This is a genomic window from Micromonospora sp. CPM1, from assembly GCF_023896895.1.
GTDB classification, from domain to species: Bacteria; Actinomycetota; Actinomycetes; order Mycobacteriales; family Micromonosporaceae; genus Micromonospora; species Micromonospora tulbaghiae.
Genome location: NZ_JAMHIU010000006.1, coordinates 178,404 through 190,840 on the forward strand (window position 1 = coordinate 178,404; position 12,437 = coordinate 190,840).

Here is a 12,437-nt window from a genome sequence, read left to right on the forward strand (position 1 = left end):
ATGCGGCTGGTCACCCGGGCCGCCACCGCGGCGCTGCGACTGCCCGCCGCCCGCACCGGGCGGGTCGCCGTCACCCGGGACATCCCGGTCCGGGTACGCGACGGCGTGACGCTGCGCACCGACCACTACGCGCCCGGCCTGCCCGCCGCGCCTTGCGTGCTGATCCGCACCCCGTACGGGCGGGGCGGGCCGGTCCGGCTGCTGGGCCGCCTGATCGCCGAGCGGGGCTTCCACGTGGTGATCCAGTCGTGCCGCGGCACGTTCGGCTCCGGCGGCGAGTTCGCCCCGCTCGTGCACGAGCGCGAGGACGGCCTGGACACGCTGGACTGGCTGCGCCGCCAGCGGTGGTGGACCGGCGCGTTCGGCATGTTCGGCGCCAGCTACCAGGGCTTCGTGCAGTGGGCGCTCGCCGCCGAGGCGGGCGACGAGCTGCGCGCGATGGTCGCCGTGGTGACCGCGTCGGCCACCCGCGACTCGACGTACGCGGGGGAGTCGTTCGCGCTGGACACGGTGCTCACCTGGGCCGAGCTGCTCCAGGCGCAGACGGTGCCCTGGCTGGCCCGGCAGTGGGAACTCAAGCGCGGCCAGCCCCGGCTCGCCCGCGCCCTGGCGCACCTGCCGCTGGCCGAGGCCGACCGGGTCGCCACCGGCGTGACGGTGCCGTTCTTCCAGGAGTGGCTGCGCCACCACACCCCCGACGCCGACTACTGGCGTACCCGGGTCTTCGGCGACCGGATCACCGAGGTCCGCGCGCCGGTCGCCATGGTCAGCGGCTGGCAGGACATCTTCCTGCCGGCCCAGCTCGACGACTACGCCCGCCTGCGGGCCGCCGGGGCGCGGACCCGCCTGGTCGTCGGGCCGTGGACGCACGGGAGCCCGGGGCTGCTCCTGGCCTCGCTGCGGGAGGGCCTGGACTGGCTCGACACCCACCTGGCCGGGCGGCCCGGGCCGGAACGCGCGCCGGTGCGGGTGCACGTCGGCGGCACCGGCGGCGGCTGGCGTGACCTGCCGGACTGGCCGCCACCGGCCACACCCGCCCGGTGGCACCTGCGCTCCGCCGGCGGGCTGGCCCCGGAGCCGCAGGAGCGCGGCGCGCCGGACCGGATCTGGTACGACCCGGCCGACCCCACCCCGTCGCTCGGTGGCCCGCTGCTGGTCGCCCAGCGGGCCGGCGCGGTCGACAACCGGCCGGTCGAGGCCCGCCCCGACGTGCTCACCTACACCAGCGAGCCGTTGCGCGACCCGGTCGAGGTGGCCGGGCCGGTACGCGCCGAGATCCACCTGCGCAGCGAACTGTCGTACCTGGACGTGTTCGTGCGTCTGTGCGACGTGGACCGGCGCGGACGCTCCTGGAACGTCTGCGACGGCCTGGTCCGCGTCGAGCCCGGGCGGTTCCCGCGCGATCCGTCCGGAGTGGTCACCGTGCCGGTGACGCTCTGGCCGACGGCGTACCGCTTCGCGCCCGGGCATCGGCTGCGGGTGCAGGTCTCCGGCGGCGCCCATCCCCGCTACGCGCGCAACCCCGGCACCGGCGAGCCACTCGGCACCGCTGTGACCCTCCGTGCTGGCTGGCGGGAGATCCTCCACGATCGTGAGCATCCCTCGGCGTTGGTGCTGCCGCTCGTGCCGGCACCGTCCACAGCGGGCTGATAGTTCAAAAAACCGCCTCTGAGCTGGGCACTTTCCCCTAACCGTGGTTAAGCTCGGAGCAAGTGCCCGGTGCCGTGCAGTTATCCGGCGGGGCGCGTCCGCGGATCGCATGTCATCACGCGGTGTGATTGTCGTGCCCTCGCCGGTCATCGATCGGAAGGGGAGGCTGCCATGACGTCGGCCCCGGCGAACCTGCTGGCCGTCCGGAACCTGTTACTCACCTACCTCAACGTCGACAAGAAGGCCGTACGCGCCGACGACCTGGAGCCGGCGGAGGTCGGCATCGTCGGCGACGTCAACCATCGCGGCGGCTACCACTGCGGCTCCGACCGGGTCGTCACGAACGACTACTCGGTGGTGGAGTCCAGCCGGGACCGGTCCGGGCTCACGCTGTACGCGTCGGCGCTGGACGTCGGCACGTTCTCCGTCCGCTCCGGCGGCGGGACGCACAACCTGCGGACCTTCTCCGCCTGGATGGTGGCGCAGTGCGCGGCGAACGCGGCCGACACCCGGGACATCCGGGAGATCATCTACTCCCCGGACGGGCGGACGGTGCGCCGCTGGGACCGGCTGGGCCGGCGGACCAGCGGTGACAGCAGCCACCTGTTCCACACCCACTTCAGCTTCTTCCGCGACTCCACAAAGGCGGGGCGGGACCAGACCCCGCTGTTCCGCCGCTACCTCACCGCGATCGGGATGATCGCCGTCGTGAAACCGGAGGACGACATGGAACAGACCGACAAGCTCATCGGCAACACCGGCTCGAAGGGCCGCACGGTCGGCGACGTCCTGGCCGACCTGCAGAACCTGCGCAACTGGCTCATCTCGCCGGTGAACACCACCGGCCTGGTCAACCCGCCGATGGCGAACTCGCCGTTGCAGCAGATGCTGGCGATGCTGCGCGCGTGGCCGGCGCTGGTGGCGCAGGTGAACGAGCTGTCCGGCAAGGACTTCACCGACGAGGAACAGATCGTCTCCGGGGTGCTGGCCGGGCTGCCGCCGGAGAAGATCGCCGAGGCCATCCCGCCGCAGATCGCCCGGGACGTGGCCGACGAACTGTCCCGCCGGCTGACCGCCTGACCGTCCGGCGCCGCGACCCTCGCGTCGCGGCGCCGCGGTCCGGCCAATTCGGCAAGAGGTGTTGCGCAACAACTATTGCGGATGCCAGACTCCCCGCATGGAACAGCACACCGTCCGCCAGGTCACCGACTCGCGGGTGCTCGCCGCGCTCGCCCACCCACTGCGTCGCCGGCTCATGGACGTGCTCAAGGTGTACGGCCCGTGCACCGTCGGCATGCTCGCCGAGCACACCGACCAGGCGCCGGCGAACGTGAGCCACCACCTCAAGGTGCTCGCCGCCGCCGACCTGCTGGTCGAGGCGCCCGAGCTGGCCCGCGACCGCCGGGAACGCTGGTGGAAGCCCCGCAGCCGGGGCGTGCGCTGGTCCGAGTCCGACTTCGGCGACGACCCGTCCACCCGGGTGGTCGTCGAGGCCGCCGGCTCGCTCAACCTGGCGCGGCACACCGAGCTGGTGCGGGCCTGGCGCACCGCGTCCGACGAGACGCACGCCGCGTGGAACGACGCACCGTTCAGCACCGACCACTGGCTGCACCTGACGCCGGACGAGTTGGAGGCGCTCGGCCGCGAGGTGATCGCCCTGCTCACCCGATGGGCCGACCGGCCGGTGCCCGACGACGGGCAGCGCCGCGAACCGGTCTTCGTGTTCGCCCACGGCGTCCCCGGCCGTCCGTGACCGCCCACAGCGTTCCGGCGACGGCCGCGAACGCCTTACCGGGGCGCCCGTGGTGACCGCCCCCGCGCGCCCGTCCGAGCGCCCCGCCCCGCCGCGCGGCGGTCTGTTCCGGCACCGCGACTTCCGGCTGCTCTGGACCGCCCACACGGTCAGCGCCGTGGGCAGCAACATGACAGTCGTGGCGCTGCCGCTGGTGGCGGTCGCGGTGCTCGACGCGACCACGTTCCAGGTGGCGGTCCTCACCGCGGCCGCGTGGCTGCCGTGGCTGCTCGCCGGCCTGCCGGTCGGAGCGTGGGTCGACCGTGTCCGCCGCCGGCCCGTGATGATTGCCGCCGACCTGGCCGGCGCCGCGCTGTTCGCGAGCGTGCCGGTGGCGGCCCTGCTCGGACTGCTCACCGTCGGCCACCTGCTGGTCGTGGCGCTCGGCGCCGGGCTGGCCCGGGTGTTCTTCGAGACCGCCGACCAGGTCTACCTGCCCACGCTGCTGCGTCCCGAGCAGGTGCCCGAGGCCAACGCCCGGCTGCACGCCACCCAGACGGCGAGCTACCTCGTCGGGCCCGGTCTGGCCGGTCTGGTCGCTCAGATCGTCGGCGCGGTGGCAGCGGTGGCGCTGGACGCGCTGAGCTTCCTGTTCTCCGCGCTGTGCCTGCGCCGCATCCGCGCCGTCGAGGCCCGGCCGCACCGTCCCGCCGGTACGGCGTCGCTGCGCCGGGAGGTCGCCGCCGGGCTGCGGTTCGTCGTCCGCGACCCGTACCTGCGGGTGCTGACGGTCTTCGGAGCGGCGAGCAACATCGGGCTCACCGGCTACCAGGCGGTGCTCGTGGTGTTCCTGGTCCGCTCGGCCGAGCTGCCCGCCGGGCTGGTCGGCCTCCTGATCGGACTCGCCAGCCTCGGTGGTGTGATCGGCGCCGCGCTGGCCGCGCGCCTGTCCCGCCGGCTCGGCAGCGCCCGTACGGTGCTGGTGGCCGGCACCCTGACCGGCCCGCCCGCGCTGCTGATCCCGCTCGCCGGTCCCGGCGCACGCGTGGGCTGGCTGGTGCTCGGCGGGGTGCTGGTGAGCCTCGGCGTCGCCGTCGGCAACGTGGTGAAGGGCAGCTTCCGGCAGACGTACACGCCGCACCGGCTGCTCGGCCGCGTCACGGTGAGCATGCAGCTGCTCAACTACGGGACGATTCCGCTGGCCGCCCTGCTCGCCGGAGCGCTGGGCGCGGCCTGGGGGCCGCACGGCGCGATCCGGGCGATGACCGCCTGGCTGGCGCTGACCCCGCTGATCCTGCTGGCCGGGCCGCTGCGGAAACGGCGCGACCTGCCGGCCGCGCCGTCCTGATGATGCACTGCGGCGGCGGTCGGAGCCCGACCGCCGCCACCGGCACGCGTTACATCGGACGGACGTTGTCCGCCTGCGGGCCCTTCTGGCCCTGGGTAACCTCGAACTCGACCTTCTGGCCCTCGTTCAGCTCGCGGTAGCCACTGCTCTGGATGGCCGAGTAGTGGACGAACACGTCCGGGCCTCCGCCGTCCTGCTCGATGAAGCCGAAGCCCTTTTCCGAGTTGAACCACTTGACCGTGCCGGTTGCCATGCGTCTCTCCCTGTTCCAATGCGGGCGAGCATCGGCTCCACGGCCGGTGATCGCCCTGTACCACCTCGACAGTAACCGTCCGGGCCGGAATCCGCTGCCGGAAGCGCGCGGCGCGCCCGTGAATACGTGCGCGACCGGAAAAAGACCCCGCCGCCGGGCCGGGCGCGGCATGCTTGCCCCGATGAGCAGGCAGACGGCTCTGGCCGACCTGGAGCAGGAGATCGCGGCGCCCGGCGAGGGCCCGGACCGCCTGCGCCTGGTCGGTACGCCGTTCGTTCCGGAGGTCCGCCTGTACCTGGCCGAGGACGCCATCCTGTGGTGGGCCCGGATGGAGGCCGCCGCCGGGCGGTCGCTGCCGCCGCCGTACTGGGCCTCGGTCTGGGCCGGTGGCCAGGCGCTGGCCCGGCACCTGCTGGACCACCCCGAGCTGGCCGCCGGGCGGCGGGTACTCGACCTGGGCGCCGGATCGGGGCTGGTCGCCATCGCCGCCGCGCTCGCCGGGGCCGACCAGGTGGTCGCCAACGACATCGACCCGTACGCGGTGGCGGCGGTCACCGTCAACGCCCGGGCCAACCGGGTCCGGGTGACCGCCGACGGCGCCGACCTGCTCGACGGGGTGGCGAGCGCCGACCTGCTGGTGGCCGGGGACGCGCTCTACGACGCGGGCCTGGCCGCCCGGGTCCTGCCCTACCTGCGACGGTGCGCCGCGCACGGCGTGCAGGTGCTGGTCGGCGACCCGGACCGGGGCCACCTGCCACCGGACGGGCTGGAGCTGGTGGCCAGCTATCCGGTGCCGACCACCGAACCCTCGGTCGACTCCCCGGTACGCCGGGTGCAGGTGCTGCGACCCCGCTGACCCTAAGGGTCTGCCCGGGCGGGTGTCGGGGACCACTGGGGGATCACGCCCGATGTGCCGGCCTGCCGCCGGGGCATAGCGTGCAGCTCATGAACGAGATCGTGGCCGCCGCCGGTGAGCTGCCCACCACCCTGCTGATGGGGTTGCTCGGCGTGGTCATGCTCGCCGACGCCGTACCCCTGATCGGGGTGCTGGTGCCCGGCGACGCCGCGGTCCTGGCCGCGGTCGGCGCGGGTCGCCCGGCCGGTGGGGCGCTCACCGTGGCGGCGGTGGTCGCGGGCTGCCTGGCCGGCTGGTCGCTGAGCTTCTTCGCCGGCCGGCGCTGGGGCGGGCGGCTGCGGGACAGCCGGGTGGGCGGCTGGATCGGCGAGTCCCGCTGGGCCGCCGCCGAGACGCTGCTGCACCGCGGCGGCGGACGGATCGTGCTGGTGGCGCCGTTCCTGCCGGTGTTCAACGCGCTGCTGCCGCTGGCCGCCGGCGGGCTGCGGATGTCGTACCGGCGGTTCCTGGCCTGCGCGGCGCTGGGGGCCACCGGGTGGGCCGGGCTCTACGTGGCGCTGGGGCTCGCCGCGCGGACGCTGACCGGCCTGCTGCCCGGCGCGCTCAACCCCACGGTGCTGACCATGGCGGTCGGGCTGCTGCTGGCCGGTCCGGTGCTGCTCGCCACCCGGCGCCGGCTGCGGGCGGTCACCGGCTGACCGCGCCCGGCCCGGCCGTCACGGGGGAGGCCGGACCGGGCGTGCTCACCAGCCGCGGGCGCGCCACTGCGGCAACGCGGGCCGCTCGGCGCCGATGGTGCTGTCCTTGCCGTGGCCGGGGTAGAACCAGGTGTCGTCCGGCAGCCGGTCGAAGAGCTTGGCCTCGACGTCGTCGATGAGCCGGCCGAAACGCTCCGGGTCCTGGTCCGTGTTCCCCACGCCACCGGGGAACAGCGAGTCACCGGTGAAAAGATGCGGGGTGCCGGCCGGGTCGCGGTAGAGCAGCGCGATCGAGCCCGGCGTGTGCCCGCGCAGGTGGATGACCTCCAGCGCGCAGTCGCCGACCGGCACCGTGTCGCCGTCGCCGAGCCGCTCGGCCTCGATGGGCAGACCCTCGGCGTCGTCGGCGTGCACCAGCGCGCGCGCCCCGGTCTTGGCCACCACCTCCTCCAGCGCGACCCAGTGGTCCATGTGCTGGTGCGTGGTCACCACGGCGGCCAGACCACCGTCGCCGACCAGCTCCAGCAGGCGCGGCGCCTCGTTCGCGGCGTCGATCAGCACCTGCTCGCCGGTGGCGTTGCAGCGCAGCAGATAGGCGTTGTTGTCCATCGGGCCCACCGACAGCTTGGTGACGGTGAGCCGGTCGAGCTCGCGCACGGCCGGCGGACCGCCGGGCGTGACGTCTCCGGTGTAGGTCATGACGATGTTCAGATCCATTCCGGTGGGTTCGGCAGAGGGCCGTCGGGTTCGACGGTGAGCAGCTCGCCCGCGCCCCGGCCGGTCAGCCAGGCGGCGAGTTCCGGCGCGGGGCCGGTGACCGTGGGCGCCCCCTCGGGGTCACCCACGACGAGTTCGGACGCCGCACCGTCGAAGCGCAGCACCATGGCGGGTGCGGCCGGGTTGCCGGCCAGCCCGGTCACCACCTCGTGCAGCAGCCGCTGGGCGAACGCCTCCGGCCAGTCCGCGGGCCGGTACCCGGCCGCCAGGTCGACGTGGTGCACCTCGACCTCGCGCAGCCGGCCCCAGACCAGCATCGCCGCGGGCCACGGGCCGCGCCGGGTCTGCACCGTCGCGCCCCAGGCCTCCACGGGCATCGCGGCGACCGCCGTGTCGAAGCGCTGGCCGCTGCGGCGTACGTCGTCCAGCAGGTCGGCCGGGCCGCGGCCGGCGCCGGCGTCGATGTCGTCGGCGCGGGCCTGCGCCGAGGCGTACATCGGGATCTCCTCGCCGGTGCGCGCCGAGGTGAGCAGGTTGACGAACCCGTCGGCGTTGCGGGCCAGGTGGGTGAGCACGTGCGCGCGGGTCCAGCCCGGCAGCAGCGAGGGTGCCGCGACGTCCGCGGCGGTCAGGCCGTACACGGTACGCAGCAGCCGGTCGTTCGCCTCGGCCAGCGCGCCGGTCAGCAGCAGGGGGTCGCTCGTCATCTCGTTCTCACGCGTCCGACCCTAGCGGGCCGGACCGGGCCGTGCCCGGGGGGAAATCGCTTTCGGCGCGTCGGCGCGCCACCTACCGTCGGGGCCGACGACATCGCCGCCGGCGCCGGACGCGCCGGGGTCCACGTCGTCGCGAACGCGGCACCGGGAGTCGGAGGGGAGGTGGTGCGCATGCCGGTCGCAACGCGTGTGTTCCGCCGTACCTCCCCTCGACACCGATGAGGACACCATGACTCTCGATCTGACCGCCCTCGGCTGGGACGCCGGCTGGGCGGCCCATCTCGACCGGCGTGCCGGCCACCGTCACGGGCGGGTCGCCCGGGTGGACCGGGGCGTCTGCACCGTGCTGTGCCCGCAGGGGCCGGTGCGGGCCAGCCTCGGCGGCGGCGTGCTGTCCGCCGCCGCCCGCGACCTGACCGCGCTGCCCTGCGCGGGTGACTGGGTACTGCTGTCCACCTGGCCCGACGGCCCGGTCACGGTGGAGGCGGTGCTGCCGCGGCGTACCGCCCTGGTGCGGCGTACCGCGGGCAAGGACGCCAGCGGCCAGGTGCTGGCCGCCAACCTCGACGCCGCCGCGGTGGTCGAGCCGGTGCACCCGGAACCGGACGCCGCGCGGATCGAACGGCTGCTCTCCCTGGTGCACGAATCCGGGGCGGAGCCGCTCGTCGTGCTCACCAAGGCCGACCTGGCCGCCGACCCGGCGGCGGTGGCCCGGCAGCTGGCCGACCTCGCGCCCGGGGTGCCGGTCCTGCCGGTCAGCGCCGAGCGGGGCACCGGCCTGGCGCCGCTGCGCCGGCACGTCGCCCCGGGACGCACGCTCGGCCTGCTCGGCCCCTCCGGCGCCGGCAAGTCGAGCCTGGTCAACGCGCTGGCCGGGGCGGACGTGATGCGCACCCAGGCGATCCGCCGCGTCGACGGCAAGGGCCGGCACACCACCACCTGGCGGTCGCTGGTGCCGCTGCAGGGTGGGGGAGCGGTGCTGGACACCCCCGGCGTACGGGCGGTCGGCCTGCTCGACGGCGCGTCCGGCCTGGACCGGGCGTTCGCCGACATCACCGAGCTGGCCGCCGGCTGCCGGTACGGCGACTGCGCCCACGACGCCGAGCCGGGCTGCGCGGTGCGGGAGGCGCTGGAGGACGGGGAACTGCCGGTGCGCCGCTGGGAGAGCTGGCGCCGGCTGCAGCGGGAGATCGAGCACGAGAGCGGCCGGCGCGCGGCCCGGCTGGCGGCCGAACGGCGGGGTGGTTGGCGGGGCGGGCGGCGACGCACCGGGCGTCCGGCGACCCCGCCCGCTCCCGGGGCATTCTGAACCGGCCCGGGCCGGTCGGGCCGACCTGCGTGGTTCGCGCCCGACCGGCCTGAGCTGGGGGAATGTTCGCGCGACGGAAGTTGTCATACGTCGGGGCTAGAGTTGCCGAGGCGTCTTTTCTGCGCCCCGACAACCTGTGAAAACCACCCAGACCCGGCGTCTGGTGCACAGATCCGCCTCATATTCTTCTTCCGGGAGCACACGCACCGTGGCCGACCGACTGATCATCCGTGGCGCGCGCGAGCACAACCTGCGTGACGTCAGTCTCGACCTGCCCCGGGACGCCCTGATCGTCTTCACCGGGCTCTCCGGTTCGGGCAAGTCGAGCCTGGCGTTCGACACCATCTTCGCCGAGGGGCAGCGCCGCTACGTCGAGTCGCTGTCGTCGTACGCCCGGCAGTTCCTCGGCCAGATGGACAAGCCCGACGTCGACTTCATCGAGGGCCTCAGTCCCGCCGTCTCCATCGACCAGAAGTCCACCTCGCGCAACCCGCGCTCCACCGTCGGCACGATCACCGAGGTCTACGACTACCTCCGCCTGCTGTTCGCCCGCATCGGCGAGCCGCACTGCCCGATCTGCGGCGAGCGGATCTCCAAGCAGAGCCCGCAGCAGATCGTCGACCGGGTCCTGGCCATGGCCGAGGGCACCCGGTTCATGGTGCTGGCGCCGGTGGTGCGCGGCCGCAAGGGCGAGTACGTCGACCTGTTCGCCGAGCTCCAGTCCAAGGGCTACGCCCGCGCCCGGGTCGACGGCGTGGTGCACCCGCTGACCGAGCCGCCGAAGCTCAAGAAGCAGGAGAAGCACACCATCGAGGTGGTGATCGACCGGCTCAGCGTCAAGCCCAGCGCCAAGCAGCGGCTGACCGACTCGGTCGAGGCCGCGCTCGGCCTCTCCGGCGGCCTGGTGCTGCTCGACTTCGTCGACCTGCCAGAGGACGACCCGGCCCGGGAGCGCCGCTACTCCGAGCACCTGGCCTGCCCGAACGACCACCCGCTCGCCATCGAGGACCTGGAACCCCGCGTCTTCTCCTTCAACGCCCCCTACGGCGCCTGCCCGGAGTGCACCGGCCTCGGCACCAAGAAGGAGGTGGACCCCGAGCTGGTCATCCCCGACCCGGAGCGCACGCTGCGCGACGGCGCGATCCAGCCCTGGGCCACCGGGCACAACCTCGAATACTTCCTGCGGCTGCTGGAGGCGCTCGGCGAGGCCGAGCACTTCGACATCGACACGCCGTGGCGGGCGCTGCCGTCGCGGGCACAGAAGACGATCCTGCACGGCTCCGACGACCAGGTGCACGTGCGCTACCGCAACAAGTACGGCCGCGAGCGCTCCTACTACACCGGCTTCGAGGGCGTGGTGCAGTGGATCGAGCGCCGGCACACCGACACCGAGTCGGAGTGGTCCCGGGAGAAGTACGAGGGCTACATGCGGGACGTGCCCTGCGCGGCCTGCGGCGGCACCCGGCTCAAGCCGGAGGTGCTCGCGGTCACGCTGGCCGGCAAGAGCATCGCCGAGGTCTGCAACCTCTCCGTCGGCGAGGCGGCCGACCTGCTGGCCGGCATCGAGCTGACCGACCGGCAGAAGATGATCGCCGAGCGGGTCCTCAAGGAGATCAACGCCCGGCTGAAGTTCCTGCTCGACGTCGGCCTGGACTACCTCTCGCTGGACCGCCCGGCCGGCACGCTCTCCGGCGGCGAGGCCCAGCGCATCCGGCTGGCCACCCAGATCGGCTCCGGTCTGGTCGGCGTGCTCTACGTGCTCGACGAGCCGTCGATCGGCCTGCACCAGCGGGACAACCACCGGCTCATCGAGACGCTGCTGCGGCTGCGCGGGCTGGGCAACACGCTGATCGTGGTCGAGCACGACGAGGACACCATCCGGGTGGCGGACTGGATCGTCGACATCGGCCCGGGCGCGGGCGAGCACGGCGGCGAGATCGTGCACAGCGGGTCGGTGCCGGCGCTGCTCGACAACACCGAGTCGGTCACCGGGGCGTACCTGTCCGGGCGCAAGTCCATCCCGACGCCGGCCACCCGCCGGCCGCAGACCCCGGGCCGCGAGCTGGTGGTGCACGGCGCGCGCGAGCACAACCTGCGCAACCTCACCGTGAGCTTCCCGCTCGGCCAGCTCATCGCCGTCACCGGCGTCAGCGGCTCGGGCAAGTCGACGCTGGTGAACGACATCCTCTACACCGTGCTGGCCAACCAGATCAACGGCGCCCGGCTGGTGCCCGGCCGGCACACCCGGATCACCGGCCTGGAGAACGTGGACAAGGTCGTCGGCGTGGACCAGTCGCCGATCGGGCGGACGCCGCGCTCCAACCCCGCCACCTACACCGGCGTCTGGGATCACATCCGCAAGCTGTTCGCCGAGACCACGGAGGCCAAGGTCCGCGGGTACGGCCCGGGCCGGTTCTCGTTCAACGTCAAGGGCGGGCGCTGCGAGGCGTGCTCCGGCGACGGCACCATCAAGATCGAGATGAACTTCCTGCCGGACGTCTACGTCCCCTGCGAGGTGTGCAAGGGCGCGCGCTACAACCGCGAGACGCTGGAGGTGCACTACAAGGGCAAGACGGTCGCCGAGGTGCTGGACATGCCGATCGAGGAGGCGGCCGAGTTCTTCTCCGCCATCCCGGCCATCCACCGGCACCTCCGGACGCTCGTCGACGTCGGCCTCGGCTACGTCCGGCTCGGCCAGCCCGCGCCGACGCTGTCCGGCGGCGAGGCGCAGCGCGTCAAGCTCGCCTCCGAACTCCAGAAGCGCTCCACCGGCCGCACCGTCTACGTGCTCGACGAGCCCACCACCGGCCTGCACTTCGAGGACATCCGCAAGCTGCTGATGGTGCTGGAGGGCCTGGTCGACAAGGGCAACACGGTCATCACCATCGAGCACAACCTCGACGTGATCAAGACGGCCGACTGGCTCATCGACATGGGGCCGGAGGGCGGTCACCGGGGCGGCACCGTCATCGCCACCGGCACGCCGGAGGAGGTCGCCGAGGTGCCGGAGAGCCACACCGGGCAGTTCCTACGGCCGATCCTCAAGCTCGACGGCGAGGCCAAGGGCGCCAAGGCGGCCACCACCCGGGCGGCCAAGGCCAACGGCAGCGCCAAGTCGCGCGCCCGCAAGGTCCCCGCCGGGGCGCGCTGACCCATCC

The 12,437-nt window shown here is 73.7% G+C and carries 11 protein-coding genes; 8 read left to right on the plus strand and 3 right to left on the minus strand.

Features of this window, described 5'->3' with window-relative positions:
- From M8C11_RS09835 to M8C11_RS09850, 4 genes are all read left to right on the plus strand, one after another.
- Nucleotides 1–1,650, plus strand: coding sequence for a CocE/NonD family hydrolase (locus tag M8C11_RS09835; RefSeq protein WP_374667666.1), 1,650 nt, complete (start codon nt 1–3; stop codon nt 1,648–1,650).
- Nucleotides 1,651–1,821: 171 nt separating this feature from the next.
- Nucleotides 1,822–2,730: a hypothetical protein gene (locus tag M8C11_RS09840; protein ID WP_120568908.1), complete on the plus strand. Its 909-nt coding sequence runs from the start codon at nt 1,822–1,824 to the stop codon at nt 2,728–2,730.
- Nucleotides 2,731–2,827: 97 nt separating this feature from the next.
- A complete protein-coding gene (locus M8C11_RS09845; RefSeq protein ID WP_252449325.1) occupies nt 2,828–3,403 on the plus strand; it encodes a helix-turn-helix transcriptional regulator in 576 nt (191 codons plus the stop codon).
- 52 nt (nt 3,404–3,455) lie between these two features.
- Complete coding sequence (locus M8C11_RS09850) at nt 3,456–4,730, plus strand: MFS transporter (protein ID WP_252449326.1); 1,275 nt, start codon at nt 3,456–3,458, stop codon at nt 4,728–4,730.
- Between the two features lie 49 nt (nt 4,731–4,779).
- On the opposite strand, the gene M8C11_RS09855 is transcribed toward M8C11_RS09850, so the two are convergent.
- Nucleotides 4,780–4,983: a cold-shock protein gene (locus M8C11_RS09855; protein ID WP_013287480.1), complete on the minus strand. Its 204-nt coding sequence runs from the start codon at nt 4,981–4,983 to the stop codon at nt 4,780–4,782.
- 181 nt (nt 4,984–5,164) lie between these two features.
- Between M8C11_RS09855 and M8C11_RS09860 the strand changes: the two genes are divergently transcribed.
- Nucleotides 5,165–5,839, plus strand: a complete 675-nt coding sequence (locus tag M8C11_RS09860) for a methyltransferase (protein ID WP_252449327.1) — start codon at nt 5,165–5,167, stop codon at nt 5,837–5,839.
- Nucleotides 5,840–5,928: 89 nt separating this feature from the next.
- Nucleotides 5,929–6,537, plus strand: coding sequence for a DedA family protein (locus M8C11_RS09865; protein WP_252449328.1), 609 nt, complete (start codon nt 5,929–5,931; stop codon nt 6,535–6,537).
- A gap of 45 nt (nt 6,538–6,582) precedes the next feature.
- On the opposite strand, the gene M8C11_RS09870 is transcribed toward M8C11_RS09865, so the two are convergent.
- On the minus strand, nt 6,583–7,236 hold the full coding sequence (locus tag M8C11_RS09870) for an MBL fold metallo-hydrolase (protein WP_121683578.1): 654 nt from the start codon (nt 7,234–7,236) through the stop codon (nt 6,583–6,585).
- Nucleotides 7,237–7,244: 8 nt separating this feature from the next.
- Nucleotides 7,245–7,961: a maleylpyruvate isomerase family mycothiol-dependent enzyme gene (locus M8C11_RS09875; RefSeq protein WP_252449329.1), complete on the minus strand. Its 717-nt coding sequence runs from the start codon at nt 7,959–7,961 to the stop codon at nt 7,245–7,247.
- 238 nt (nt 7,962–8,199) lie between these two features.
- On the opposite strand from M8C11_RS09875, the gene rsgA reads away from it, so the two are divergent.
- Both rsgA and uvrA read left to right on the plus strand, forming a co-directional pair.
- The gene (gene rsgA, locus M8C11_RS09880; protein WP_252449330.1) at nt 8,200–9,279 is read left to right on the plus strand and encodes a ribosome small subunit-dependent GTPase A; all 1,080 of its coding nucleotides are present in this window, start codon (nt 8,200–8,202) and stop codon (nt 9,277–9,279) included.
- Between the two features lie 208 nt (nt 9,280–9,487).
- Nucleotides 9,488–12,430 carry an excinuclease ABC subunit UvrA gene (gene uvrA, locus M8C11_RS09885; RefSeq protein ID WP_252449331.1) on the plus strand — a complete coding sequence of 981 codons (2,943 nt, stop codon included), beginning with the start codon at nt 9,488–9,490 and terminating at the stop codon, nt 12,428–12,430.
- Nucleotides 12,431–12,437: the final 7 nt, after the last annotated feature.

Excerpts from the sequence above, each read along its gene's own strand:
- M8C11_RS09835 (WP_374667666.1), top strand. The coding sequence starts at position 1 with ATGCGGCTGGTCACCCGGGCCGCCACCGCGGCGCTGCGACTGCCCGCC.
- M8C11_RS09840 (WP_120568908.1), top strand. The coding sequence starts at position 1,822 with ATGACGTCGGCCCCGGCGAACCTGCTGGCCGTCCGGAACCTGTTACTC.
- M8C11_RS09845 (WP_252449325.1), top strand. The coding sequence starts at position 2,828 with ATGGAACAGCACACCGTCCGCCAGGTCACCGACTCGCGGGTGCTCGCC.
- M8C11_RS09855 (WP_013287480.1), bottom strand. The coding sequence starts at position 4,983 with ATGGCAACCGGCACGGTCAAGTGGTTCAACTCGGAAAAGGGCTTCGGC.
- M8C11_RS09860 (WP_252449327.1), top strand. The coding sequence starts at position 5,165 with ATGAGCAGGCAGACGGCTCTGGCCGACCTGGAGCAGGAGATCGCGGCG.
- M8C11_RS09865 (WP_252449328.1), top strand. The coding sequence starts at position 5,929 with ATGAACGAGATCGTGGCCGCCGCCGGTGAGCTGCCCACCACCCTGCTG.
- M8C11_RS09870 (WP_121683578.1), bottom strand. The coding sequence starts at position 7,236 with ATGACCTACACCGGAGACGTCACGCCCGGCGGTCCGCCGGCCGTGCGC.
- M8C11_RS09875 (WP_252449329.1), bottom strand. The coding sequence starts at position 7,961 with ATGACGAGCGACCCCCTGCTGCTGACCGGCGCGCTGGCCGAGGCGAAC.
- rsgA (WP_252449330.1), top strand. The coding sequence starts at position 8,200 with ATGACTCTCGATCTGACCGCCCTCGGCTGGGACGCCGGCTGGGCGGCC.